General features: G+C 46.7%; 25 protein-coding genes and 1 riboswitch. Of the genes, 12 read left to right on the top strand and 13 right to left on the bottom strand.

Annotated features, from left to right (window positions below):
* The first annotated feature begins 1 nt into the window (after position 1).
* Together zwf and pgl are read left to right on the top strand one after the other, a co-directional pair.
* Positions 2 to 1,540: a glucose-6-phosphate dehydrogenase gene (zwf, locus tag BST99_RS02790; protein WP_394335600.1), complete on the top strand. Its 1,539-nt coding sequence runs from the start codon at positions 2 to 4 to the stop codon at positions 1,538 to 1,540.
* A gap of 7 nt (positions 1,541 to 1,547) precedes the next feature.
* On the top strand, positions 1,548 to 2,270 hold the full coding sequence (gene pgl / locus BST99_RS02795; protein WP_105000441.1) for a 6-phosphogluconolactonase: 723 nt from the start codon (positions 1,548 to 1,550) through the stop codon (positions 2,268 to 2,270).
* Here pgl and BST99_RS02800 read toward each other — a convergent pair.
* From BST99_RS02800 to BST99_RS02820, 5 genes are read right to left on the bottom strand one after another with little or no spacing between them, the layout of a single operon-like run.
* Positions 2,267 to 2,656, bottom strand: coding sequence for a 6-phosphogluconate dehydrogenase (locus tag BST99_RS02800; protein ID WP_105000442.1), 390 nt, complete (start codon positions 2,654 to 2,656; stop codon positions 2,267 to 2,269). The two genes, pgl and BST99_RS02800, sit on opposite strands and share 4 nt — an antisense overlap.
* Before the next feature lie 9 nt (positions 2,657 to 2,665).
* Positions 2,666 to 4,030 (bottom strand): DNA recombination protein RmuC, encoded by a 1,365-nt coding sequence (rmuC, locus tag BST99_RS02805; protein ID WP_105000443.1) that lies wholly within the window; start codon positions 4,028 to 4,030, stop codon positions 2,666 to 2,668.
* Positions 4,031 to 4,063: 33 nt separating this feature from the next.
* Positions 4,064 to 4,825: an ABC transporter ATP-binding protein gene (locus BST99_RS02810; RefSeq protein ID WP_105000444.1), complete on the bottom strand. Its 762-nt coding sequence runs from the start codon at positions 4,823 to 4,825 to the stop codon at positions 4,064 to 4,066.
* 24 nt (positions 4,826 to 4,849) lie between these two features.
* A complete protein-coding gene (locus BST99_RS02815) occupies positions 4,850 to 5,872 on the bottom strand; it encodes an iron ABC transporter permease (RefSeq protein WP_105000445.1) in 1,023 nt (340 codons plus the stop codon).
* Positions 5,869 to 7,023: an ABC transporter substrate-binding protein gene (locus BST99_RS02820; RefSeq protein ID WP_105000446.1), complete on the bottom strand. Its 1,155-nt coding sequence runs from the start codon at positions 7,021 to 7,023 to the stop codon at positions 5,869 to 5,871. Before BST99_RS02820 ends, BST99_RS02815 begins: the two co-directional genes overlap by 4 nt.
* A gap of 46 nt (positions 7,024 to 7,069) precedes the next feature.
* Positions 7,070 to 7,282: riboswitch (cobalamin riboswitch) on the top strand.
* A 64-nt stretch (positions 7,283 to 7,346) separates the two neighbouring features.
* Between BST99_RS02820 and BST99_RS02825 the strand changes: the two genes are divergently transcribed.
* Together BST99_RS02825 and BST99_RS02830 are read left to right on the top strand one after the other, a co-directional pair.
* Complete coding sequence (locus BST99_RS02825) at positions 7,347 to 8,321, top strand: TonB-dependent receptor (protein WP_105000447.1); 975 nt, start codon at positions 7,347 to 7,349, stop codon at positions 8,319 to 8,321.
* Complete coding sequence (locus BST99_RS02830) at positions 8,318 to 9,238, top strand: TonB-dependent receptor domain-containing protein (protein ID WP_181044134.1); 921 nt, start codon at positions 8,318 to 8,320, stop codon at positions 9,236 to 9,238. Before BST99_RS02825 ends, BST99_RS02830 begins: the two co-directional genes overlap by 4 nt.
* A 31-nt stretch (positions 9,239 to 9,269) precedes the next feature.
* Here BST99_RS02830 and BST99_RS02835 read toward each other — a convergent pair whose 3' ends face one another.
* Positions 9,270 to 10,730, bottom strand: coding sequence for a S41 family peptidase (locus BST99_RS02835; protein ID WP_105000448.1), 1,461 nt, complete (start codon positions 10,728 to 10,730; stop codon positions 9,270 to 9,272).
* A 267-nt stretch (positions 10,731 to 10,997) separates the two neighbouring features.
* On the opposite strand from BST99_RS02835, the gene BST99_RS02845 reads away from it, so the two are divergent.
* The 5 genes from BST99_RS02845 to BST99_RS02865 all read left to right on the top strand — a co-directional run bounded on the left by BST99_RS02845 (position 10,998) and on the right by BST99_RS02865 (position 14,053).
* Positions 10,998 to 11,507: an RNA polymerase sigma factor gene (locus BST99_RS02845; RefSeq protein WP_105000450.1), complete on the top strand. Its 510-nt coding sequence runs from the start codon at positions 10,998 to 11,000 to the stop codon at positions 11,505 to 11,507.
* Positions 11,494 to 11,934, top strand: a complete 441-nt coding sequence (locus BST99_RS02850) for a hypothetical protein (RefSeq protein ID WP_105000451.1) — start codon at positions 11,494 to 11,496, stop codon at positions 11,932 to 11,934. Before BST99_RS02845 ends, BST99_RS02850 begins: the two co-directional genes overlap by 14 nt.
* Before the next feature lie 10 nt (positions 11,935 to 11,944).
* Positions 11,945 to 12,484, top strand: coding sequence for a DUF4252 domain-containing protein (locus BST99_RS02855; RefSeq protein WP_105000452.1), 540 nt, complete (start codon positions 11,945 to 11,947; stop codon positions 12,482 to 12,484).
* Between the two features lie 101 nt (positions 12,485 to 12,585).
* Positions 12,586 to 13,125: a DUF4252 domain-containing protein gene (locus tag BST99_RS02860; protein WP_105000453.1), complete on the top strand. Its 540-nt coding sequence runs from the start codon at positions 12,586 to 12,588 to the stop codon at positions 13,123 to 13,125.
* 112 nt (positions 13,126 to 13,237) lie between these two features.
* Positions 13,238 to 14,053 (top strand): mechanosensitive ion channel family protein, encoded by an 816-nt coding sequence (locus BST99_RS02865; RefSeq protein ID WP_105000454.1) that lies wholly within the window; start codon positions 13,238 to 13,240, stop codon positions 14,051 to 14,053.
* A 22-nt stretch (positions 14,054 to 14,075) separates the two neighbouring features.
* On the opposite strand, the gene purB is transcribed toward BST99_RS02865, so the two are convergent.
* Positions 14,076 to 15,419: an adenylosuccinate lyase gene (purB, locus tag BST99_RS02870; protein ID WP_105000455.1), complete on the bottom strand. Its 1,344-nt coding sequence runs from the start codon at positions 15,417 to 15,419 to the stop codon at positions 14,076 to 14,078.
* A 43-nt stretch (positions 15,420 to 15,462) separates the two neighbouring features.
* On the bottom strand, positions 15,463 to 15,837 hold the full coding sequence (locus BST99_RS02875; protein ID WP_105000456.1) for a hypothetical protein: 375 nt from the start codon (positions 15,835 to 15,837) through the stop codon (positions 15,463 to 15,465).
* Positions 15,838 to 16,084: 247 nt separating this feature from the next.
* On the opposite strand from BST99_RS02875, the gene BST99_RS02880 reads away from it, so the two are divergent.
* Entirely contained in the window at positions 16,085 to 16,561 is a 477-nt protein-coding gene (locus BST99_RS02880; RefSeq protein WP_105000457.1) for a heme-binding domain-containing protein, read from the top strand.
* Between the two features lie 7 nt (positions 16,562 to 16,568).
* Here the strand turns inward: BST99_RS02880 and BST99_RS02885 are convergent, their stop codons facing one another.
* On the bottom strand, positions 16,569 to 17,264 hold the full coding sequence (locus BST99_RS02885; RefSeq protein WP_105000458.1) for an SIR2 family NAD-dependent protein deacylase: 696 nt from the start codon (positions 17,262 to 17,264) through the stop codon (positions 16,569 to 16,571).
* Positions 17,265 to 17,311: 47 nt separating this feature from the next.
* Here BST99_RS02885 and BST99_RS02890 point away from each other — a divergent pair, with 47 nt between their 5' ends.
* Both BST99_RS02890 and BST99_RS02895 read left to right on the top strand, forming a co-directional pair.
* Positions 17,312 to 17,992, top strand: coding sequence for a TrmH family RNA methyltransferase (locus BST99_RS02890; RefSeq protein ID WP_245916165.1), 681 nt, complete (start codon positions 17,312 to 17,314; stop codon positions 17,990 to 17,992).
* Positions 17,993 to 18,029: 37 nt separating this feature from the next.
* Positions 18,030 to 18,557, top strand: a complete 528-nt coding sequence (locus BST99_RS02895) for an SRPBCC family protein (protein WP_105000459.1) — start codon at positions 18,030 to 18,032, stop codon at positions 18,555 to 18,557.
* Between the two features lies 1 nt (position 18,558).
* On the opposite strand, the gene BST99_RS02900 is transcribed toward BST99_RS02895, so the two are convergent.
* The 4 genes from BST99_RS02900 to rdgB all read right to left on the bottom strand — a co-directional run bounded on the left by BST99_RS02900 (position 18,559) and on the right by rdgB (position 23,602).
* Positions 18,559 to 20,274 (bottom strand): alpha-amylase family glycosyl hydrolase, encoded by a 1,716-nt coding sequence (locus BST99_RS02900; RefSeq protein WP_105000460.1) that lies wholly within the window; start codon positions 20,272 to 20,274, stop codon positions 18,559 to 18,561.
* Positions 20,275 to 20,350: 76 nt separating this feature from the next.
* On the bottom strand, positions 20,351 to 21,139 hold the full coding sequence (locus BST99_RS02905; RefSeq protein WP_105000461.1) for a carboxypeptidase-like regulatory domain-containing protein: 789 nt from the start codon (positions 21,137 to 21,139) through the stop codon (positions 20,351 to 20,353).
* Between the two features lie 66 nt (positions 21,140 to 21,205).
* Positions 21,206 to 22,954: a DEAD/DEAH box helicase gene (locus BST99_RS02910; RefSeq protein ID WP_105000462.1), complete on the bottom strand. Its 1,749-nt coding sequence runs from the start codon at positions 22,952 to 22,954 to the stop codon at positions 21,206 to 21,208.
* 66 nt (positions 22,955 to 23,020) lie between these two features.
* Complete coding sequence (rdgB, locus tag BST99_RS02915) at positions 23,021 to 23,602, bottom strand: RdgB/HAM1 family non-canonical purine NTP pyrophosphatase (protein ID WP_105000463.1); 582 nt, start codon at positions 23,600 to 23,602, stop codon at positions 23,021 to 23,023.
* Between the last annotated feature and the right edge of the window lie 257 nt (positions 23,603 to 23,859).

Genomic DNA, 23,859 nt, shown 5'->3' on the forward strand with positions numbered 1-23,859 from the left:
TATGCCACTGTCTAAAACCGATCACCAACTCTTGGTAATCTTCGGAGCCTCAGGAGATTTGACGGCCCGAAAGCTCGTTCCAGCCCTCTTTAATTTGTACGTTGCGCGGCAACTACCCGAGAATTTTGCCGTCTTAGGCGTGAGTCGCAGCCCGATGAGTGATGAAGAATTTCGGGACCGAGTCGTGGAAAAAAGCCCCTATTTAGAGAAACGTCTCGACGATTTACGGGAAGACTATATCAAGCGGTTTTCCAGTCGCTTTTTCTATGAAGATGTCGGTGGTAGTTATGAAGATTCTTACGGCCCCTTAAAAGAACGAATTGACCGAATCAATGTGCAGATGGGGACCCGAGGCAATTATATCTTTTACCTTTCGACCCCACCGGTCCTGTACAAGACGATTGCGGCCAAATTAGCTGAGCAAGATCTGAACAAGCAGGTAGAGGGGTGGCGACGGTTGATCGTTGAAAAGCCTTTTGGTTACAGCTTGGATTCAGCCAAAGAACTCAATCAGGGATTGCAGCAGTATTTCAACGAAAAGCAGATCTACCGTATCGATCATTACTTGGGTAAAGAGACGGTGCAAAACCTCTTGGTTACGCGTTTTTCTAATTCCATCTTTGAGCCCTTGTGGAATAGAAATTACATCCACCACGTTGAAATCACCAATGCGGAACAGGTGGGTGTTGAAAAAAGAGGGGGGTACTACGATAAATCCGGTGCTGTCCGCGATATGTTCCAAAACCACCTCCTGCAAATTGTCTCCTTGGTGGTTATGGAGCCACCCATAAGCAACCGTCCTGAAGACATACGAAACGAAAAAGTAAAAGCGCTGAAGTCACTGCGGGTGATGAAAAGCGAAGAAGAACTTCATCAAAACACGATCAGGGGTCAATACGTGGCCTCTGAAGTTGATGGAGTAAAGGTCAAAGGCTACCGGGAAGAAGAAGGGGTAGACCCCATTTCGACCACAGAAACCTATGCAGCCATTAAGTTCTATGTGGACAACTGGCGCTGGGAAGGAGTTCCCTTTTACGTACGAACAGCTAAACGCATGCCGACCAAGGTGACTGAAGTGGTGATTCACTTTAAAACACCGCACCATCAGATTTTCAAGGATGTAGGTATGGACAACAAGGACAATAAGCTGATCATCCGCATTCAGCCCAACGAGGGAATGATGATCAAGTTCGGAGTTAAGGTACCCGGTCAAGGTTTTAAGGTTGAGCGGGCAAACCTCGACTTTTACTATTCCTCTTTAGCCGAAACTTATGTGATGCAGGCCTATGAACGCCTTTTGCTCGATGCCATGCAGGGGGATGCTACCCTCTATGCTCGAGCCGACGAAGTGGAAGCGGCCTGGGAATTCGTAGATCCCATTCTGGGTTATTGGAAAAAAGGAGCCAATGTAAGGATGTATGGCTATGCGGCAGGGGTTTGGGGTCCAGAGCACGCTGACGAGTTGATCGAAGGCTTGGGCTATTGGAGAAACCCCGGAGAACACTTGACTGATGACCCGGGCTATTGTGTAATTTGTTAAGCAACTCATGTTTAGAAACCGTGCGGTTTTCGCAGATAAAGAAGAACTAGCAGAGGCTTTTGCGGCCTACTTGATTCAAAGAATTCGATCCAAACGAGAGGGATTTCACCTCTGCCTTTCCGGCGGGAGTACCCCGGGCCTGACCTTTGAAATCTTGGCGGCCAATTACAAGCAGGCCGTTGCCTGGAATGATGTGCATTGGTACTGGGGGGACGAGCGCTGTGTAGCTCCCGAGGATAAGGAGAGCAATTACGGTATGACCCAGGAGAAACTGCTTTCCAGGATAGGAGTGGATCCCGAAAAGGTTCACCGTATTCAGGGAGAAGATGATCCCGCCGGCGAAGCCCTTCGTTATGGTGTGCTTTTGGACGATACTTTGCCGAAGAAAAACTTTTTGCCCTCCTTTGATCTGCTGATGTTGGGTCTGGGTGATGATGGGCATACCGCCTCTATTTTTCCACACGAAATTGACCTTTGGGAGGCTGATGACTACTGCGTTGTGGCGGAACACCCGAAGAGCGGTCAGAAGAGAATTAGCCTGAACGGAGCTTTGATTAACAACGCCGAGGAGGTTTGCTTTTTAGTTGCTGGAGAGCAAAAATCAGAGGTCATTGCGGATCTATACTTCCGAAAAGTCGGATACGATGAATACCCTTCGCACCTGGTAAGACCAACCAACGGTCAATTGCAGTGGTTCTTGGATCGGGATGCGGCGGATTACTTGCCTTAATTTTTAGATTCTGTAGCGGTTTTGCGCTTGAGGTGAGGGGAGTCTTCCAGCTCTACCTTGGTGATGTAGTACTTGGTGTCTCCTAACCAGAAGAAGGTGCCAAAGCGCTCTTTATAGGTGACTTTGACGTATTTGCCTTGATAATCAATCATGCGCTCGACCACCTCTTGGTTCTTGTCTTCGACAGAAAAAGAAAAGATCTGCGCACCAGAAATACCTTGACTGATTTCTCCTTCCCAGGTTTTGACGATCACCCCTTTGTGGCTGAATTTAATCAGCTCTCCGGACCGCACTCCCTCGCTAAAAGTAGCGTAATAGATGAAGGCAAAATAGATGCCACCGCCGATCAGGATTAAAAATAAAAGGGTAGAAACAATTCTTCTCATTTACCTGGTTTAGGACGTTAAGGTAGTGTTTTCGATTTCATCTGGCGCTTCTGGCTGTTGTTGAGCGCGATTTAAAATGGCTTCGGGCAGGGCTTTTTTTGCTTTAGCCCCCATTTGTTTGAGCTTTTGTACACTGACCACCAGGTTACCACGACCGAGTACCAGCTTGTTCATGGCGCCTTCGTATTCCTTTTTGGCATCATCCATGCGCTTGCCTACGCGGGTGAGATCGCCGACAAAGCCTTCAAACTTATCGTAGAGAGCTCCCGCCTGTCGGGCAATTTCGATGGCATTTTTACGCTGCTTTTCGTTCACCCACATGCTGTCTATCGTTCGCAAGGTCGCCAATAGGGTAGTCGGGGTCACGATCACAATATTCTTTTCGAAAGCCTTGACATAGAAGTCGTTGTTGTGGTTCATGGCCAGGGCGAAGGCAGGTTCAATGGGAACAAAGAGAAGCACAAAATCGGGGCTTTCCATTTGGTACAGATCCTCGTATTTTTTGGCCGAGAGCTGATCGATGTGCCGCTGAAGGGAAATCATGTGCTGTTTCAGTGCCTTTTGTTGATCTTCTTCGGATTCGGCATTGACATAGCGCTCGTAATCGGTTAGAGAAACCTTGGAATCGACAATCATTTTTTTGCCATCCGGCAGGTGGATGATGACATCGGGCATAAGGCGTTGGCCGTCTTCACCGATATGACTTTGCTGCACGCTGTACTCCCGGTCTTTTTCTAAGCCGGATTTTTCCAGAACACGCTCCAGAACCAACTCGCCCCAGTTCCCTTGCATCTTGCTGTCTCCTTTGAGGGCTTTGGTCAGGTTCTCCGTTTCTTTGGTCATCTTCATATTTTGAGCCTGAAGATGTTCCAGTTGTTGTTTTAGGGCTGCATGGATACCAATATTCGCCTTTTGTGTATCGTCAACTTTGGTTTCGAACTGTTTGATTTTTTCTTTTAGAGGATCCAGAATCACTTTGATATTTTTCTGGTTCTGTAGGGCAAACTTTTCGCTTTTCTCGTCTAAAATTTTCTGAGCCAGGTTTTCGAACTCCAAGGTGAACTTTTCCTGTAGCTTTTCGAGTTCTTCTTTTTGATCTTCTAGCTGTTTCACCACTCCTTCTCGGCGGAGTTCACTTTCTTGAAGTTTAAGCTTAAGCCCTTCCTGCTCCTGTAAAATCTGCTGTTTAATCTCCTCAGATTTCTGCAGTTGTCCGCGGAGTTCATCCACCTGCTTTTCTTGTTGAAGCTGCCTTTCGGCCCAGAGCCCTTCCTGCCCCTGGCCCAGCTTCTTTTGTACAAAGAATCCAAGCAGTCCTCCCAATACAAGGGTGACAAAGAGAAGCAATACAAATACGAAAGGGTCTAAGGTCATTGGGAATGAAAATTTCAATTAAAGATACCGAAATTACTGCAATTTGAATCGGCGGTTTTGCCGATCGAACTGCAGGAATTCCCGCGAAAATAGTCGGTCAAACAGGCCAGAAGCAATCCCTTCTTCAGGCGTAAAGACCGGATTGTCCTTTCCGTCCATAAACCAAATTCGATCGCTGATTTCAAGAGCCCATTCAATATCATGGGTGCTGTACAGAATGGTTTTGCCCTTCTCGCGGCAAAGTTGTTTGAGCAGACGTAGGAGTTCGGCTTTGTGCTCCAGGTCTAAATGAGTCGTGGGTTCGTCCAGAAGTATAAGCGGAGTATCCTGCACGATAGCCCGTCCCAAAAGAACCTTTTGAAGCTGCCCGTCACTCAATTCGGTGCAGTTCTTTTCTAAAAGACGATCTAAAGAAAGTAGGCTGCTTACTTCTTGAATGATGCGGTGGTCTTCGCCTTGAAGTTGCCCCCACCAATTGAGGTGGGGTTGTCTGCCTAAAGCCAAAACCTCTTTGACCAGCAGATTCGGAGCCGCATTTTTTCGGGTCAATACAAGCGAAATTAGTTGGGCTCTTTTTGCGTTGGAATAGGCACTTAACTCTTGACCATACAACCGTAATTCTCCGCTGAGTGCTGGATTTAATCCGGTTAGGGTTTTAATCAAGGTAGATTTTCCGATTCCGTTGACACCGACCAGAGCGAGGAGTTCCCCTGATTTGAATTGATGATTGAGGTTTTTAGCAACCGTAATGGAGCTCTTTCCTTTACCGGAATAGCCAATGTTTAGGTTTTGGATATCGAAAAGTGCGTTTTTTCCATCTTAAAATCGCAGTCTTTTTTGTTTGAGAACAATCCAAATAACCATAGGTGCCCCGAAAAGCGAGGTGATCGCATTGATCGGCAGTACATAGGCTGAACCGGGCCACTGAGCCAGGCTGTCACAAAGCAGCAAGATCGTACTGCCGTAAAGAAGAACTGCAGGGATCTGATACCGGTGTCCCATCTCTTTGATCTGCTGCCGCGCAATATGAGGCACAGCCAGACCGACAAAAGCAATGGGTCCTGCAAAAGCCGTGCAGCTGCCGGCCAAAAGGCCAGCGGCGATAATACAACCCAACCGAATTCGATCGGGCGAAATCCCCATGGACTGGGCGTAATCTTCTCCCAATAAAAAACCGTCTAATCCCTTGATCATCGCCAGGGCAAGTACGATTCCAACAAAGGTGAACACCAGGAGTAAAATGACTTGTGGCCAGGACATTCCTCCCAAACTGCCAAAGCTCCAAAAGATGTATTGCTGTAGGGCTTCCGAAGAAGAAAAATAAGACATCACACCGACCAAAGCAGTGGTAACACTTCCGAGCATTAAGCCTACAATAAGTAAAGAAAGGGTGTCCTGAACGTATTTGGCCATGGCTCCAACCAGTAAGAGTACTCCGAGGCTACCCATGCTGGAAGCCAATATGAGAAGCCCGCTTGAAGGGGTAACAGCACCGACGGTACTCATCAAGGCCGAACTGCCCAAAAGCAGCAGGGCGGCACCTAAGCCAGCTCCTGAACTAATGCCTAATACAAAAGGCCCTGCCAATGGATTTCTAAAAAGGGTCTGCATCAAAAGACCACAGAGTGAAAGTCCTGCTCCGGTACAAATGGCGGCTAGGGCTTTAGGTAAGCGGTAGTTCAGCAGAACATACTGAGCACTATTCAGACCTTCACCGTCGGCCCAAAGTTCGGACCACGAAAGACGGACAGATCCCATTCCCAGATTGAGAAACACACTGATCACCAATGCAGCGATCAAGGCGAGCCAGCGAATTCCCGGAGTGTGCTCAGCTTTTTTCATGGATCCAAGGGAAGAAAAAAGAAGGGTTGATAATCAGGCAGTACTTCCGGATGAAGGAGGTGAATGAGGTCTTTTAACACCACATCCGGCTGATAGGGGGCTAATTCGTAGTAGAGTACCCCACCACCTTCTCCTTTTGTTTTTGAAAAGGTGAACACCTTTTTATTTTGAAAGGCGGGTAGTGCGCTGTAGTGGACACTCGATTCTTTTAAGGCGGTATAACTGGTAAACTGACTGGGAGCCACCCAGGCTTGTGCTTTGGAACCTTTGGTTAGGACCTCTTCCAAGCTCAGGGAAAGGCTACCGGTTCCTTTTTCTTCCTTCCAGAGGTAGTCAGCACCAGCATCTCTTAAAAAAGTAGCGGCCCAGCTTTCTCCTGCGGGAGCATACCAAACATCTTTAAATACGGCTCCACTCAAGACCAGGGGTTTATTTTCTGTTGAGGAGACAAGTTCCTTAGCTTCCTTGTAGCGTTGACCAAGGGCAGTGAAGTATTCATCGGCTTCTTCTTCCTTATCCAGAAACAGCCCGAAAAAGCGAATCCATTCGGCTTTTCCTAAAGGATGCGTCTCGGTCCAGTCACCATTGAGGACCACGGGAACACCAGCTCTTTGCAGGGCCTCAAAACTTCGGTTATCGGGACCCATCCCGTAGCCGATGACCACATCGGGTTGGAGGGCGAGTACTTCTTCTACGTTCAATTGACCATTGGGGCCAATTTCTTTGATTTGTCCGTTTTTAATTCGGGTATTGGCCGCGGCGCTGGAGATGTACTTTACTCCTGGAAAGCCTACCAGTCGGTCCAAGGCACCCAGTTCTTCAAGGGCGGGGATATGGGTGGTGGAGGTAACCACAATGCGCTTCAGAGGTAATTGAACCACTCCATCGAATTCTCCTGAAGGCAGCTCAATTCCCGTATTCTCTGGTAGTACAGCATAGCGGTAGTGCACTGCTTCCCCAGGCCAGGGATTGCGAATATGAAGGATTTTGTAGCCCATGGCTTGTTCTATCTCAAAGCCTTTGGCGACTGATTCTGTCCCTGTTATTGCGGAAAGTTCCTCTTTTTTTGGGGTCTCCTGTTTACAGGAAAGGCAGATTGAACACAACAACAGGCCGAACAGAGCGAATCCGAACAGGGTATTTTTCTTCATGGCTCAAAAATAGGGCATTCTTTCGGGCGGCTCTCGGGTTTTCTTATCTTGCGGCCGTTTTGTTGGTGGAGATCGAACCCATTGTACAAGTTCGCATCTTCTTAAAAGGGAATCCCGTGAAATCCGGGAGCTGTTCCCGCAACTGTAAGCTTAGCTCTGCAAAGAGTGACTGCCACATCTGCACACCACTGTTTTAAAAAAATGGGAAGGTTGTGAGCAGGACGCGAGCCAGGAGACCTGCCAGGAAAACGCAATGAAGTTAAACTTTCGGGATAAAAGTTTTACCCAGCGTATTTCTACCCCGTTTAAACGGAAAATTTAAAATGAAAAATTCCAATTTCGTCTTGGCCGCTTTGGCCTTGACCAGCTGGAGCATGAGCGCCCAGCAACAAGAGACCGACAGTGTGAAAACTGTCAATCTCGACGAAGTGGTGGTGACCGACACCCGCTTCGAATTAAAGAGAGAACAATCCGGGAAAACCGTTATCAGGATAGGACCGGAGCAACTGGCCAGAGAACAAGGCAAGAGCGTGGCCGATGTGCTCAACCTTTACAGTGGTATTGAGGTGAATGGTGCACGATCCAATGCCTTGAGCAACCGTACTGTTTTTGTGCGAGGAGGAAACAACCGTCAGGTACTGGTGCTTATTGACGGAGTACAAGTGTCTGACCCTTCAAATCCCAATGCAGAATTTGATTTCCGTTTTCTGGACCTGAGTCAAATTGAGTCCATTGAAGTGATGAAGGGGGCGGCCAGTACGCTCTACGGAAATGCGGCAGCCACAGCAGTGATCAGTATCACCACCAAAAAGGCAGAAAAGGCTGGCTTTAGCCTAAGTGGTCAGAGTACCATGGCTACCAACCAAGATCAAGATCAGGAGGACTTTAGTCCCGCGGACTTCTCCAATTCGATTCAATTGGGGTACAAGGCCGAGCAATGGAATGCGACCCTGGCTTATTCAAATCAGTATACCGATGGACTATCCTCGGCCATCGGAGAGGAAGCGGATCTTTTAAACCGAAACAAGTTGCGAGCCCATATCGCTTTTAATCCAAGTGATCGCTGGTCGTTTGCATTGAGTAGCTTCAAGGACTATGTGCGGGGGGAATTTGATAATGGTTTTCCTATTCAAGATGCCTTCTTTGAGTTCAGCGGGCAGCAGTGGCGAAATGCTATCGAGGCCAAACACACCTATGGAGTTCAAAGGCAAGGAAGCTGGAAGCGCGGGTCTCCCATGCCAGTATTGATCGCGAATTCAGAAGTGATTTTCCTTCGGAATTTGATTCACAGACCTTGACCATTGACCTGTTCAACAAACACGAATGGACTCCTCAATTCTATACCCTGACCGGTCTGAATATCATCCGATTCAATACGATTTTTGGGGAAGAAAGCTTCGACACCTCCAATACAGATCCGTACTTCAGCTTGGTCTATATCGGGGATCAGGGGCTGAATATTCACGCGGGAACGCGTCTGAATATTCACAGTGAATACGGCTCTAATTTTATCTACCACATCAATCCATCCTACCGAATGGGGCTAGGGGAGGGTTACCTAAAATTCTTTGGGAGCATCGCTACTTCCTATATCGCTCCGAATCTCTCACAGCTCTTTGGTCCCTTTGGACCGAATCCGGAACTGGAGGCCGAAACCAATAGAACCATTGAAGTAGGACTGGAGCATTCGACCAAAAACGGTACGCGCTTGAGTGCTCTCTTTTTCAACCGACAAGAAGAAAACCGCATCAACTTCGAGACCATTAGTTTGGAACCTTTTGAAAGCCAGTACCGCAATTCAGGCTTGGAAACGGCCTTTCGGGGATTGGAGTTGGAAGGAGAATTTCCTCTAGGTGCATCTTTGGACCTATTGGCGAACTACACCTTTGTCGAACAGGATGGGGGCTTGGTTTTGCGCGTACCCAAGCACAAGTTCAATGCCCAACTGCAATGGGCCATTAACCCGAAGTCCAATGCGAGTATAGACTTTCGATATACCGGGACAAGAACGGATGTGGATTTTGGGGCTTTTGAAAATGTGGAGTTGGACGCTTATACACTGATTAACGCCTACTACAGTTATCAGTTCAATCCGCGATTTAAGGCCTTTGTACAGCTCGAAAATATCGCGAATACAGATTACGTGGAATTGGTAGACTTTACCACCAGGGGCCGAAACCTAAGGCTCGGATTGGTTTGGAACCTACTTCCTTAAAAAAAGAAAAGCCCCTCTAGGGGGGCTTTTTTTAGGGTTGAAGTTCCAATTGGGGAACCCTGATTCTCTTGTCCAAAACGCTCTTTTGAAAGAGTGGGGTATTCTGCCCGGATTCTCCCATGACCTTAGCCGGTAAGAGCACCTCAAAGCTTCGTTTGGTCGAAAGTCCTGTGATTTCTTGTAGGGCTCTTGCCAGAAGTGGTTCATCGCTTTGGCCCAGAACTCCCAAGTTGCTGATGTCTTCCGACAGGGCAATGTCTGGGGTGAAACCAGCGGTATAGTCCGAAAAGCCTACGGCATTTTCATTTCGACCCACCAAAGGCTGTAGCCCGTAAGAGTTGTCGGGATTGATGTTGCTTTCTCTATCGCTGTCGTAGATGTAGGAGTTGCCAGGATCGTCTACCAGGGTAATGGAGAATTCATTCTTTCCTCTAGTCGTTTCGCCAATCAAGATGACGTCGATATACGGATCCAGTCCATTCATGATGAGTTCACTGGCAGAGGCCGTACTGTTGGTTCCGATGACAAAAACACGGTTGAGGTTCAGGGTGTTGATGGCAATGGTTTCTTCTTCGTCAACAAATCGTGCGAAATAGTCTTCCAACTGCGCACTGTTAAACAGACCCTGAATTTTGTCATTCCAACGTTGACGCAGGTAAAGATCGTTGGTGTTTGTCCCATAAATCATGCTGGCCATCAGACGGGAAGTATTCACAGATCCTCCACCGTTATACCGCAAGTCAAGGACAAGGTCAGTAACACCATCTGCGGCGAACTGGCCAAAGGCCGAATTGAGTTGTTCGTTGAAGTCCCGGCGGAACCCGTTGTACATTAAATAGCCTATTTTCTGACCCGATACCTCCAAGGTTTGAGCAATAAAGATTGGATTTTCAAGGAGTCCTTCCTCTTTAGTCAAGGTAACTTCCTTACCGTTTGGCGTGATGGTAGTGCCATCGATATCCGCCATATTCAGGGTGTAGGTCGCGTCTGAACCGAAGAGCAAGCTGATGTAGTTACTCAGCGTAAGGGTTTGTCCATTAACCCCGGTAAAGAGTTCTCCTCTGGTGATGTCCTTTGTTGACGCATCTGAGTTAGGGATGATATAGCGCACATAACCAAAGAGTTCTTGGCTGTTAGCAAACTGAACCAATCCAAATTCCAATCCATTGCTTCTGGACACCCCGTTCAAATTGTTTACTAAAGTGGTATAGTCGGAACGAAGAAAACTGAAGCGGTCTTCGGAGAACTGAATGCTCTCAAAGAAGTCTTCCGGGGTTGCCCGTGATTGCAGCAGACTGGTATAGGAATCCGCATTGTCCAATTGACTGTCGGCTAGGACCGGTACTTCGCCTTGCCAGAAATACCAAAAATTCATTGATCTCCACATAAAGTCCTGGACCGTCACATCTTCAGGCACAACAATTTCGGAGTCATTGCTGCAGGCCGTTAGAAACAACAAGGCAGCAAAAAGGGAATAAAAGCTCTTTTTCATTTCAATTTTTAAAAAGGGGAACAAAAACTATTCTAGTTTACGGAACCTCTAATATACTTCAGAATCTTTTCTATTAAAAACAGAATATTGTAAAGTGCATTTCTACAGTAAATTACATTTGTTTCGCGCCAAAAAGATAATTTTTTTTGATACGGATGTAACAAAGAGAAGGGCTGCTCGTCATCTTTGTGAACATCAATCAAAACAACGTATCCTTGCAAAAGGAGCCGGGGGAACGAAAGTTCAGCCGGAAAGCGGTTACCAACCATGAAACAAACAGAATTCGTTAACGCAGTTTTGCCCTTTCAGGACAAACTATACCGGATGGCCAAAAGGTTATTGGTATCCCGAGAAGAGGCAGAAGATGCGACACAAGAGGTACTGCTCAAGTTGTGGTCGAAGAACGACAACTTAGAAAAGTACAAAAGTGTGGAGGCCTTTGCGATGACGATGATCAAGAACTTTTGTCTGGATCGTCTGAAGTCAAAACAAGCTTCCAACCTCAAATTGGTTCACAGCAACTACGCGGACGGAAACCGCTCTTTGCAAGCCAATTTAGAGGCCAAAGACAGCGTCTCCTGGGTGGAGCGAATTATGGAAGAGTTGCCAGAACAACAAAAGATGGTCTTGCAACTACGTGATATCGAGCAGTACGATTACGATGAGATTGCAGAGATCATGGAAATGAAGCCAACGGCAGTGCGCGTTGCCCTGTCTAGAGCTAGAAAAACAGTACGAGAAGAATTGACCAAAAAACACAGCTATGGAGTTGGTTAGAATTGAATCATTACTAGAAAAATACTTAGAGGCCCAGACTTCTGTGGCCGAAGAGAAGGAGTTGCGAGCCTATTTCTCAGGAGAAAATGTAGCCGAGCACCTGGAAGAATATCGCCCGCTCTTCGCTTATTTCATAGCCGCTCAACGTGAGAGCTATGCGTCGCCAGTACCCGCAAAACGTAAGACGACGTTCCTGTACAGATGGGTATCTGTTGCTGCGGTGGTTGCGATCAGTTTGAGTGCCTATATGGGGGGATCTATTTGGATAGGTCCTTCAGAAGCAGAGATCGCCGAAGCGCAATTGGCGCAAGCCGAAGCGCTGAAAGCCTTTGATCTGATTGCTCAGAACATGAACCGTGGGATGGACAAAATGTCTTATCTGAATGAGTTCGAAGAAGCCAAACAAAAAGTTTATAACGACAATTAAAACAAAAAGGATGAAGAAGTATATTTTAATTTTATTAGTTGCAGTACTGCCGGCCAGCGGCTTTGGGCAGTCCATGTTCGATAAATACGAAGAACGTGACGATGTGACTTCCGTGATTATCAGTAAGGGCATGTTCCGACTGATGAGCAAGGTAGGAGCGAATGTTGATGATCCAGAGGCCAAAGAGTTTATGGACATCATGAAGAACCTGACCGGATTGCGTGTGTTCACCACCGACAATGCCAGTACAGGAAAAGAGATGAACGCCTCTGTAGACAAGTACCTCAAGTCTTCTCGTTTGAGCGAGTTGATGCGAATCAAAGACAAGGATGCGAACGTGAAGTTTTACATCCGTGAGGGTAAGGACAGCGATCATGTCAGCGAACTCCTGATGTTTGTTACCGAGCTAAAGAATGTAGAAGCCGAGGGGCGCAAGTTCGAAACCGTGATTCTTTCTCTGACTGGAGATATCGATCTCAATCAGATCAGCATGATCACCGAGAAAATGAATCTGCCGGACGAGCTGAAAGAAGCTGGTAAGAACAGATAATACTACCCAAGAAACAGCGGCGGATATACCTGACTAGGCGGACAGGTGTATCTCCGCTCTTTCAATGGACATCATCAAAAAACGAATAAAACAACAAACGAATGAAACAGCTATCAACCTATGCACTTGCCTTTGTAGCCATGCTCTTGGGCTCCTGTGCCTCCCAACAAAGTCTACAGGAGTACTATGTAGACAATTCTGAAAACCCCAATTTTATCTCAGTCGATATCCCGGCGAGCGTTCTTAAATTGAACGATGCTGATTTGAGTGAAGAACAAAAAGCGGCGGTTTCTTCCCTTAAAAAGTTCAACGTTTTGGCCTTCCGTGTTCAGGAAGACAATGTCTTGGAATACAAAGCCGAAAAGACCAAAGTCAAAGAAATCCTCAAAGGGGATGATTTTGTTGAGTTGATGAAAATCAATTCTTCTTACGGTAAAGGGGTTATTAAGTACTTAGGCGAAGAAGATGCCATCGATGAGGTGATCATTTATGGTGACAGCAAAGAAAAAGGCTTTGCTTTGATTCGTGTGCTGGGTAATGATATGAACCCTGCCCACATTATGCAATTGATGCAAGCCATTCAAAAATCAGATTTCGACGGGGAAGGTCTTGGAGAGATCGGAGAGTTTTTGAAGGGGTAACCCGCACAACAAATTAGTTTTAAAAGCCCCGAAGGTGTCTTATCCTTCGGGGCTTTTTTGCTATGTGACCTTCCTGTTACTTTTGTATCAAACACATAAATCAATAACACTTATGGAGAATACAGAAAAATGGATTAATCAGGGGATTGAGTTTATAACAGACTACGGACCTAAAGTACTTGGGGCCTTACTCATCTTTATCATCGGTTCTTGGGTAATCGGGAAAATTATCCGCACCCTAAAGGTCGTCATGTTAAAAAGTAACTACGACCAAACCCTTCAATCCTTTCTGGCCAATCTAGCCTCCTGGGCCCTAAAGATCATGCTCATCCTGGTGGTGATCTCGCGCCTTGGAGTCGATGTGACCACCTTCGCTGCAGTCATTGCGGCTGCTGGTCTGGCCGTTGGTCTGGCCTTACAAGGATCCTTGTCGAACTTTGCCGGGGGAGTGCTCATCATGATATTTAGACCCTACAAGATGGGAGACCTTATTGAGGCACAAGGGGTTTTGGGAGTCGTTAAAGAAATTCAGATTTTCACTACCCAACTCGTCACTCCTGAAAATAAACTGGCGATTGTTCCCAATGGGCCCATGGCCAACGGAAACATTGTCAATTACACGGCCGAAGGAAAGATCCGGGTCGATACCGTCATTGGAGTAGGGTATGGCGAAGACATCAAAAAGACCAAAGAGGTTTTGATGGAGGTTCTAACTTCAAATACCCAGGTACTTGCAGATCCAGCTCCTTCTGTCAATGTGGTTGAATTGGCCGATAGCAGCGTCAATTTTGCCGTACGTCCTTTTTGCAAACCGGAAGACTATTGGGATGTCTATTTTGCTACCTACGAAGGGTGTAAACTCGCTTTGGACAAGGCTGGTATCGAAATTCCTTACCCGCATCAAGTCGAAATTCACAAGCAAGCCTAAAGTCGTTTTGTAAACGAAACAATTAGACCCCGGTATAGTTAGCCGGGGTTATTTTTTTGAGCTCCTCCTTGATGGCCTCCGAAACGTCCAATCCTTCGATAAAACGGTGAATCGAATCTTTATCGATTCTTGAATTGGTTCGGGTTAGGGCCTTTAAGGCTTCATAGGGCTGGGGGTACTGTTCTCTTCTCAAGACCGTCTGGATCGCTTCGGCCACTACTGCCCAATTGGCTTCAAGGTCTCTTTCAATGGCTTCTGCATTGAGTACCAACTTACCTAGTCCTTTTCGGGTAGATTGAAATCCGATTATGGTATGCGCAAAGGGAACCCCTGCATTGCGCAAGACTGTGCTGTCGGTTAAATCTCGTTGTAAACGACTTATCGGCAACTTTGCTGCCAGGTATGTGAAGACGGCATTGGCCATTCCCAGGTTGCCTTCCGAGTTTTCAAAATCAATGGGATTCACCTTATGGGGCATAGCTGACGAACCGACTTCCCCTTCGCGTATCTTCTGTTTGAAGTAGTCCATGGAAATATAGGTCCAGATATCGCGATCCAAATCGATGAGGATGGTGTTGATGCGTTTAAGGGCATCAAAGAGCGCTGCCATATGGTCGTAGTGCTCTATTTGCGTGGTCGGAAAGGAATAGTGCAAACCGAGCTTCTCCTGTACAAAGGAGCGCGCAAATTCTTCCCACTTGATTTCCGGGTAAGCCAGGTGATGGGCGTTGAAGTTCCCTGTGGCCCCTCCGAACTTGGCGGCACAAGGAATGTCGTTCAGCAAATCAAATTGCTGATTGAGTCGCTCCACAAAAACTGCAAACTCTTTCCCTAAACGAGTAGGGGAGGCGGGCTGCCCATGGGTACGGGCGAGCATAGGAACCCCTTCCCATTCCGTAGCCAAAGCTTGCAACTCACTCTTAAGCTCCAAATAGACTGGAACATAAACGGCGCCCAAAGCTTCTTTAATCGAAAGTGGAATAGCGGTGTTATTGATGTCCTGAGAGGTCAATCCAAAATGAACGAATTCGGAATATTCGGTGAGTTCCAAACGGGAGAATTCCTCTTTGATGAAGTATTCTACCGCCTTGACATCGTGGTTGGTGGTTTTTTCAATCCTCTTGATCTTCTCTGCGTCCTCCGCACTGAACTTTCGGTAGACATCGCGTAGGGCTTCAAATTGGTCTGCCGGAAAACCTTGGAGTTGAGGCAAGGGCAATTCGCATAAGGCAATAAAATACTCGATTTCGACCTGTAAGCGGTACTTGATCAAGGCCTCTTCGGAAAAAAAAGGAGCCAAATCGGCGGTTACTCTTCGGTATCTCCCATCGATTGGGGATAAGGCATTTAATGAAGTCAAAGACATGGATCACCCATTTTGAAGGCGCAAAGATAAAAATCTTCTGCTACTAAGCTTTCCTTTTGCGCAGAGCGGTGATGGTCTTTTTTCCACGATTTTGAAAGCCTGCGGAAGAACGGGGGAGTTGGTTTTCAATGACGGCAGCCAATTCGGTATTGACCCAGGGAACGTCTTCCCCCAGGTAGTAGAGACCGGTCATCGCAAAAACCTTCACGGCTACCTTTTGCGGGCCGATAAGCCAGTCAAAAAGATTCTGGGCCAATAATTCCAGGTGTTCTTCCTTGATGGCTTTTTTCCATAAAGGGTGCTGCTCCTTCCAGCGGCGAATACACACCAGTTCACAAATTTTCGCGAAAGACCGCAGCACGGAAGGGTTTTTGATCTGTCCTAACTGAGTGACAAACCGGTCCCAGAGCGGGAGCAATAGTTCGGTATTTAAACGGAGGGCCCCATCGAATATCCAGGCGGCCTGAAAAGCGGCTTTGGGATTATCGTGTTAGCACATCTCGAGAAGGGAAGGAAGCACTTCGGGATGGCTGAGAAAGTCTTGAATGAGCTCAAGTCGCGTCTCTACTGTGATTAGGCCAGAAATTAATGTTTTTTCAAGAGTGTTTTTCCGCACAAAATTTTATCTTCGTAATCCTCGGGCAATTGAGAACACTAGTCATTTCATGAAATTAGCAAAAAAACTGGTTATTCTGGCGCTGGTCATCCTAGCCGCTATGCAACTTTACAGACCGCAAAAGAACACGGCAGAAGGAGATTATGTCGCTGCTTTTGAGGCAGAAACCCAACCTTCTGAAGAGGTTAAAGCGATTTTAAAAACCAGTTGTTACGATTGTCATAGTGCCAATACCGAATACCCTTGGTACAATAATGTCGCCCCCATCTCGTATTGGTTGGAACAACATATTCAGGAAGGTAAAGAGCACCTGGATTTTTCGGCCTGGGAAACCTATTCCAACAAGAAGAAAGACCACAAACTCGAGGAATTAATCGAGGAGGTGAGAGAAGGAGAAATGCCTTTGTCTGAATACACCTGGACACACCGCGAAGCGCGTCTGACCGAACAACAGATTAACCTTCTGCTCGAATGGGCGGAGAAAGCGCGCGAACCATACCAAATAGCGGAACTTCCCCGACGTTAAACTCTATCTATTTATTTAATTGTTCCTCTACCCAGAGGGGTACTCCCTGGGCTGCCGACGTACTGCGAACGTCTATGCGGTGCATTAGTTCTACCGGTACCTGCGGATTGGGGTCAATAAAGGTAATGCTGGCTTCTGGCGGAGCAAAATGAACGAGACTGGCGGCCGGATAAACCTGCATGGAGGTCCCCACGATCAGTATGTGATCGGCTTGCTGTACCCAGGTAGCGGCACGATTCATCTCTGAAACATCTTCCCCGAACCAAACGATATGTGGGCGTAGAGATGCTCCATCCGGGCCTTTGTCTTCTGGGCCGAGTTCTCCTTCCCAATCCAAAACCAGATCCGGGTTTTTGGTACTTCGAACTTTCATCAATTCTCCATGTAAATGAAGGACCTGCAGGCTTCCTCCTCTTTCGTGAAGATTGTCTACGTTTTGGGTAACGATTTGAACAAACTTCTGCTTTTCTAATCGCGCCAAAGCCTCGTGCCCTGCATTGGGCTGAGCTTCTTTGAGCTGCAAACGCCTCTGGTTGTAGAAGCGGTGAACGGTGAGCGGATCTCGCGCGAAGGCCTCCGGAGTGGCTACTTCCATAACATTATGGCCTTCCCATAGTCCACCGGCGTCCCGAAAGGTTTTTAAACCACTGTCAGCGCTCATCCCAGCACCACTGAGGATTACATAGCGTTCTTTGTTTTCCATAAGAGAAAGATACGTCAAAACACGAAGGAGAAATAGTAAATTGGGGCATGATTGATCAAGACTTACTTCTCTACTTGCAAGACGGGTTTTTAACCGAACAACGCCGTTTGCGATTTGAGGAGGTGATGAACAAGCGCAGTTACTTTTTGACGGTGGTAGCGGAGGACGTCTTTCAAATGCACAACACCAGTGCAGTACTTCGGTCTTGTGACGCTTTCGGTATTCAGAGGTTCTATGCTATTGAGGATAGGTTTGGCAGTGAACTCGACAAAAATATTGCCATGGGAGCCGAAAAATGGGTAGAGGTAGAGCGTTTTTCAACCGCGAGTGAATGTGCACAGCACCTTAAGCAAGAAGGCTTCACTTTGGTAGCGACTTCTCCTGAGGTGCCCTTGAAATTTCAAGGACAAAAACCTTTATATTTTCTTCAGGACTATAGGGTAGAAGGTCCAACCGCTGTGCTTTTTGGCACTGAAAAAGAAGGCCTCAGTGAGGAACTCCTGGAAACAGCAGATCACTACCTCGAAATTCCTATGCAGGGATTTACCGAGAGTTTCAATATCTCGGTGGCTGCGGCCCTGGTCCTCTATGAGCTCAGTTCTCAAATGAGAAGCAGCGATTTGCCTTGGAAACTAAAGGATGAGGAAAAAGCCAAATTGCGTTGGGAATGGACCTGCAAATCCATCAAGGATGTGGAGGCGATTATCGAACGCTACCGCGGAAAATAATCTTTCGTATTTTAGAATAACCAATTAATAGATGATAATGAGTATATTAATTTATATCGTCACGGGATTGATCATGTTGTTTTTGATCCTCGTGATTCTCGCTCCCAAAGGATATGACGTCTCGAGATCCATCGTCGTGGATCGCTCTAAAGCGGAGGTTTATCACCACTTAAAATCCTTGAAAAATCAGGACAACTGGTCCCCCTGGTCCAAGAAGGATCCGAATATGAAAAAGGAATTCCATGGAGAGGACGGAACTGTAGGTTCCATGACGGCTTGGGAAGGAAACAAAGAGGTGGGTTCCGGTGAACAAGAAATAACCGCGCTGCAAAAGAATGAACGCATCGAATCCAAATTACGCTTTTTAAAACCCTGGAAGTCGGAATCGGATTGTTATTTCCAACTACACGAAACCGAAGATCAAAAAACCAAGGTCACCTGGGGCTTTACCGGACAAAATGCCTTCCCCTTGAGTATTATGATGCTCTTTATGAGCATGGATAAGATGGTGGGACCCGACTTTGAAGAAGGCTTACAAGGATTAAAGAACCATCTCGAAAACTGATCTATTCCTCCCCGACGGGCTCTTCTACCAATTCCAACAGAACCGTGGAGTAGGGGCTATCGATCTCAACACTACCCTTTTGAACCATGACTTCTGTCTCGGAGTACACGTCAAACAGAGCCGTGCCATCACCGAAAAAGCCTTGAACTGATAGCGTTTTTTTGCCGGCAGGTAAATCTAAACCAACCACGACTTTGTCTCGGACGTCTTCCGTTCTGTAGGTTCTTGAAAACACATAAGGCTTTTCTGAAATCATCTTGTGTTTTCCGGCACCAACAGCGGGGTGGTTTCTTCTAAACTGCCCAAGCTTTTGGTAGTGCGAATGAACGGCTTGCGCTGTAGAATCTCTCGCCAAGGCTTCCCAGTTCATACTTGAACGCAAATGAGCATCTCCTGCAGCACCTTCAATTTGAAGCGGCCGCAGGCTTTCGTCCCCGTAATAGATCTGCGAAACTCCCGGTGTCAGAAGAAGCATATTGGCCGAACGCATACCTTGTTTGCGCTCCGGATCAAAGGGAGCTCCGTCATCATGAGAACTCAAGTAATTCATTACACTGGCCCCTTTAAACTTGGTGTTGAGGAGTTTACTGTATTTTGAGAAGACTGTTTCGTAGTCTTTCGCTGCATCGTACTTCAGTTCAAAATTGATCAGGCTATTAAAGCCATAATTGAAGTAGTCGACCTTTTTATCCCCAAAATCAAAGTCGCGACCTCCAGAAATACCGTAGCCGTAGACTTCGCCAACCATAAAAAAGGGCGTGTTGTCCAAAACCTTGTAAGGATGTTTCTTTTTCCAGGTTTCAAAGGCGTAATCCGCTTCTTTTCTCAAATCGGTCCAGGCTTCCTCATTGACGTGTTTAACTGTATCAACGCGGTATCCATCTACACCAAATTCGTGAATGTAGTCCGTCAACCATTTAATCACATAATAACGCGGGGCTCTGGGATAGCCTGTACGGTCAAAAAAGACTTGTAGCTCATCCAATTCTTTAGAAAGGCGCCCTTCCTTTTTCCATTTGGCTAAAAGGGCATCCGGCAACTCGACAGCTTCATCAGACTCGGTCAGGATATCCGGTAAGTTGGCTACCAGGGTACAAGCCGTAGTTCCGTCGTAGTTTGTGAAATCGCATCTGGGATCTGTTCGAACCCAGTCAGAAGGCCAGACCGGATCTTCCTCTGTAACAGGCCCTGTGTGATTTAAGACCACATCCAAAAGAACGCGTATTCCTTTTTTATGAGCCGCATCCACCAATTTTCGCAGTTCTTCAGGATTACCGAACTGAGGGTCGATTTTGGTCCAGTCCTTGGTCCAGTAGCCGTGGTATCCGTAGGTGTTCCCTGTCCCTTCATCGGTAGAGCCGTGGATTTGTTCAACAATAGGGGTGAACCAGATTGCATTCACACCGAGATCTGTAAAGTAACCGGAATTGATTTTCTCTAAAATTCCAGCAATGTTACCCCCTTCAAAGCCGCGGAGAACAGCAGTCGAATCAGGGCGATTGATTTGCTCGGTTTCTGGGGTTGCGCTTGCTCCTTCACTAAAACGATCCGTCAGTAAAAAATAGACGTTGGCCGCTTTCCAGTCAAAGGGGATATCGGGTCGGTTTTGGTCTTGTACTTCCAGGGTTACCTCTGGGGTTTCATCATTTGTGGAATTGTTGTTCTGGCAAGCCAGCAAAAAGAAAGAAAAGCAGAAGGCGAAAAACCATTTTCTCATTACCGAAGATTTTGGTTAAATCTACGCAATGCAAGTCGAAGAAAAAACAGGAACAATCAGAAAGATAAGGGATGTATTAGTTGCGATTAAGGACTTTGTATTCCTCGTAGCACGTACTCATGGCATCCAAAATCTGCAAATCGTTAGCCGTCTTTATGAACGACTGCGAATAGTTGCAGTTGATCAGAATATCATCGATATCCATTCGATCCAATTGCAGTAACTCCGTTAGGGTAGCTCGATCAAACTTGGAAGCGAGTAGATCACGGATTTTGTCATCTTCCTTGATCTTGCGAAGTTTCCTCATTTGAGCGGGCTTTTTACCGAAGAGGTTCCTCAATAGATCAGCTGGATTAAGGATGGCCCCAAGTACTTTAGTTACCGCGCTGGGGTTCTTCGTTCCAGCTTCGTAACTGGCATTAAGTCCAGATATACTGTATTGGTAGGCCGTATTTACGGGCAGGTACTTGACATCGACTTCCAAATAACCGGTGAGTTGGTAGGGACGTACAATGACTTCTTCCAGCGCTAAGGCCAATTCAGTAAGAGAAATCTCGGTTCCTTCAAAACGCAGCATATCGTTGGTTACTCGCACCTTCTGGGACTTATACCCCAAATAAGTCAGGTAAAGCGTATCGTTAACTGCTGCTCGCATTTGAAAATTTCCTTCCGCATCGGTTACTGTACCAACGACTTGATTCAAGTTGATGATGTGGACATTTTCGAGTGGGAGGTCGGTTTCAGAATCCAATACTTTTGCTTCGAAACGATCTGCAGCGCCCTGCTCTGATGTCACCTGAGCCCAAGTTGGTACACTGAACGACAGAAGTAGAAGAGCAGATATACCAGTAAGATGTTTTTTCATAGTCCTAAGCAAAATACAACCCTAGAATCAGAAATAAGGCCTATCAAGCCTCATTTTAAGAGCAAGTTAACTAATAAAAACCCTTCGGTTTATTTTTCTTCTTTCCTTTGGATTTCGTGTTTTTAGGTTTGCCTCCTTTGGAATGGCGAAAGCTCCCTTGCCCTTGCGGTGTACTTTTTTCTTGCCTCCTGAGCCACCCCGTCGGTTTCTCGGACCTGAACTAGAAACTTCGACATTGACCTTGCGTCCTTTGTGGGTACAGTTCTCGAAGGCTTCGAGTACAATGTCTTTAAATTGTTCTTCGGTGTTGAAAAAGGCAAAGCTATCTTTCGGTTCAACACGAAATACGTCGTCTTTTTCGAGTTGGGTCTGCTTGCGTATAAAGTCCTTAAGACTCATCCAATCAAAGCCATCTCTTTCGCCCACATTGATGAAGTAACGCACTTTTCCTCGGCCTTCGGATTGGTCCTGGAATTCGCTGTTATCAGATAAACTTTCGTTCCACTGACCGGCTTTTTTGTAATAGTTAAAAAAGCGACTGAACTCTACAGAGACCAGTTTACGAATCAAATCCTCTCGATCGAGACCTTCGAGTACGTCGAAAATCGCGGGTAGAAATGGCTCGGATTCGGCTTGAATCTCGGTGTTCTTGATGTTGTTCGCTAGGTGGTACAATTGAATTTCGCAGATTTCCATGCCATTGGGGATATTCCGCATCTGGAATGACTGCCCGATAATACGCTCGATCTGGCTTATTTTCTTTTGCTCGCTTCGGGTAATGAGCACCATGGAGATCCCTGATTTACCGGCACGTCCGGTCCGCCCACTGCGGTGTGTATAGGTTTCGATCTCGTCGGGTAATTGGTAGTGGATGACGTGGGTGATATCGTCCACATCAATACCGCGGGCCGCCACATCGGTAGCCACCAACATCTGTATTTGTTTTTTGCGGAAAGCCGTCATCACTAAATCTCGTTGGTTCTGACTCAGGTCTCCGTGAAGGGCCCCGGCATTGTAACCATCTTCAATTAGTTTTTCTGCCACTTTTTGGGTGTCTCGCTTGGTGCGACAAAAAATAACAGAGAAGATCCCGGGATTGGCATCGGCTAAGCGTTTTAGCGCAGGGTAGCGGTCGCGAGCACCTATTTTGTAGTATTCGTGTTGTACCGTTATGGCCCCGGCATTCTTCGCACCCACGGTAATTTCCGCCGGTTTGCGCATGAATTTTTTGGCAATCTGGGCCACCTCCTTAGGCATGGTTGCAGAAAATAACCACGTTAGCTTGTCCTGAGGGGTATGAGACAAAATATCCTTGATGTCCTCATAGAACCCCATGTTGAGCATTTCGTCTGCCTCGTCAAGGACACAGTATTCGATGTGGTTGATATTCACCATTCCACGACCGATCATGTCTTTCATGCGTCCAGGAGTTGCCACCAGAATTTGAGCCCCTCGCTTTACACTCTTGGCTTGTTCCTGAATACTGGCTCCACCGTAAATGGCTACGGTATGCAGTCCTTTGACGTACTTGGAGTAGTGTTTGAGCTCCTGTGTTATCTGCAAGCAGAGCTCACGGGTAGGAGATAGAATAAGACCCTGGGTCGTGCGGCTATTCGGATCTATACGCTGAATCATCGGAAATCCGAAGGCAGCTGTTTTTCCGGTACCTGTCTGGGCTAAGGCGACCAAATCGGTCTCCTTCTCCAGCAGGAGTGGAATGGCTTTTTCTTGAACTTCTGAGGGGGTGGTGAATCCGAGGTCTTCTATAGCCTGGAGAAGGGGCAGGTCGAGCCCCAATTGCTGAAATGCAGTCATTTATATGAAAAGGTAGCCCGAAGCTGTTGGCCGCAAAGGTAAGTCGAATTTATTCAAGGCAGCCCTCTATTCTTCCATAGTTTCAATAAACTCGAGGAACTGCTGTAGGGCTTTACTGCGGTGCGAAAGGGATTTTTTAACTTCGGAGCTCAATTCTCCAAAAGTCTGCTCCTTATTTTCGGGGACGAATACAGGGTCATAGCCAAATCCATTCGTTCCTTTGGGCTGGTCGATGATCTTTCCTTTTACCTCCCCCTTGAAGTATTTGATCTCTGCGCCATGGACCCAAGCCAGTACGGTTTCAAAACGGGCGGCCCGATTTTCTGTGTTTTCCAGCGCTCTAAGCAGCTTAACTATGTTGTCCTGATCTGTGGCATTTTCGCCGGCATAACGAGCAGAATACACACCCGGTGCACCATTAAGGGCATCTACCAAGAGACCGCTATCATCGGCTAGGGCAGGTAAATTGGTGAATTCGGCCAGTGTTTTTGCTTTGATCAATGCATTTTGCTGTAAAGTGGTGCCGGTTTCTTCTATGGGAAGGGTCCAATTCACATCGCTTGGATTGAGGATTTCGAAGTGTTCCGGAAGAAGTTCCAAAAGCTCTTTTCGCTTCTTGGGATTTTGGGTGGCCAAAACAATTTTCATGAACGAAAGATAAGGGAAATAGGGCGGCAAATTTCCTCTGGTTTTCGAAAGAAATTCCCCGCAAATTTTTCCTGAAATAATTCCGCTCAATTCTTGGATTAGACGGCTGATTTTGTGTATATTTCAAGTCGCCTATAGAAGTAATCTTCCAAGGCGAAAAGGGTGCGAATTTTCACGATAACAGGTAGGATTTTGACGATGATTGGACCAGCTTTTGGTTAGCTAAATCAAATCGACTACATTTCTGTTCTATTCTG

The organism is Aureicoccus marinus (assembly GCF_002954325.1).
Classification (GTDB): domain Bacteria; phylum Bacteroidota; class Bacteroidia; order Flavobacteriales; family Flavobacteriaceae; genus Aureicoccus; species Aureicoccus marinus.

What these genes read in the sequence shown, in the direction of transcription:
- BST99_RS02890 (WP_245916165.1), top strand. Translation starts at nt 17,312, where the DNA reads ATGATTGATCAAGACTTACTTCTCTACTTGCAAGACGGGTTTTTAACC.
- BST99_RS02895 (WP_105000459.1), top strand. Translation starts at nt 18,030, where the DNA reads ATGAGTATATTAATTTATATCGTCACGGGATTGATCATGTTGTTTTTG.
- BST99_RS02845 (WP_105000450.1), top strand. Translation starts at nt 10,998, where the DNA reads ATGAAACAAACAGAATTCGTTAACGCAGTTTTGCCCTTTCAGGACAAA.
- BST99_RS02835 (WP_105000448.1), bottom strand. Translation starts at nt 10,730, where the DNA reads ATGAAAAAGAGCTTTTATTCCCTTTTTGCTGCCTTGTTGTTTCTAACG.
- BST99_RS02900 (WP_105000460.1), bottom strand. Translation starts at nt 20,274, where the DNA reads ATGAGAAAATGGTTTTTCGCCTTCTGCTTTTCTTTCTTTTTGCTGGCT.
- BST99_RS02880 (WP_105000457.1), top strand. Translation starts at nt 16,085, where the DNA reads ATGAAATTAGCAAAAAAACTGGTTATTCTGGCGCTGGTCATCCTAGCC.
- purB (WP_105000455.1), bottom strand. Translation starts at nt 15,419, where the DNA reads ATGTCTTTGACTTCATTAAATGCCTTATCCCCAATCGATGGGAGATAC.
- BST99_RS02825 (WP_105000447.1), top strand. Translation starts at nt 7,347, where the DNA reads ATGAAAAATTCCAATTTCGTCTTGGCCGCTTTGGCCTTGACCAGCTGG.
- BST99_RS02905 (WP_105000461.1), bottom strand. Translation starts at nt 21,139, where the DNA reads ATGAAAAAACATCTTACTGGTATATCTGCTCTTCTACTTCTGTCGTTC.
- rdgB (WP_105000463.1), bottom strand. Translation starts at nt 23,602, where the DNA reads ATGAAAATTGTTTTGGCCACCCAAAATCCCAAGAAGCGAAAAGAGCTT.
- rmuC (WP_105000443.1), bottom strand. Translation starts at nt 4,030, where the DNA reads ATGACCTTAGACCCTTTCGTATTTGTATTGCTTCTCTTTGTCACCCTT.
- BST99_RS02800 (WP_105000442.1), bottom strand. Translation starts at nt 2,656, where the DNA reads ATGAGAAGAATTGTTTCTACCCTTTTATTTTTAATCCTGATCGGCGGT.
- BST99_RS02910 (WP_105000462.1), bottom strand. Translation starts at nt 22,954, where the DNA reads ATGACTGCATTTCAGCAATTGGGGCTCGACCTGCCCCTTCTCCAGGCT.
- BST99_RS02885 (WP_105000458.1), bottom strand. Translation starts at nt 17,264, where the DNA reads ATGGAAAACAAAGAACGCTATGTAATCCTCAGTGGTGCTGGGATGAGC.
- BST99_RS02820 (WP_105000446.1), bottom strand. Translation starts at nt 7,023, where the DNA reads ATGAAGAAAAATACCCTGTTCGGATTCGCTCTGTTCGGCCTGTTGTTG.
- BST99_RS02855 (WP_105000452.1), top strand. Translation starts at nt 11,945, where the DNA reads ATGAAGAAGTATATTTTAATTTTATTAGTTGCAGTACTGCCGGCCAGC.
- BST99_RS02815 (WP_105000445.1), bottom strand. Translation starts at nt 5,872, where the DNA reads ATGAAAAAAGCTGAGCACACTCCGGGAATTCGCTGGCTCGCCTTGATC.
- BST99_RS02850 (WP_105000451.1), top strand. Translation starts at nt 11,494, where the DNA reads ATGGAGTTGGTTAGAATTGAATCATTACTAGAAAAATACTTAGAGGCC.
- pgl (WP_105000441.1), top strand. Translation starts at nt 1,548, where the DNA reads ATGTTTAGAAACCGTGCGGTTTTCGCAGATAAAGAAGAACTAGCAGAG.
- zwf (WP_394335600.1), top strand. Translation starts at nt 2, where the DNA reads ATGCCACTGTCTAAAACCGATCACCAACTCTTGGTAATCTTCGGAGCC.
- BST99_RS02865 (WP_105000454.1), top strand. Translation starts at nt 13,238, where the DNA reads ATGGAGAATACAGAAAAATGGATTAATCAGGGGATTGAGTTTATAACA.
- BST99_RS02860 (WP_105000453.1), top strand. Translation starts at nt 12,586, where the DNA reads ATGAAACAGCTATCAACCTATGCACTTGCCTTTGTAGCCATGCTCTTG.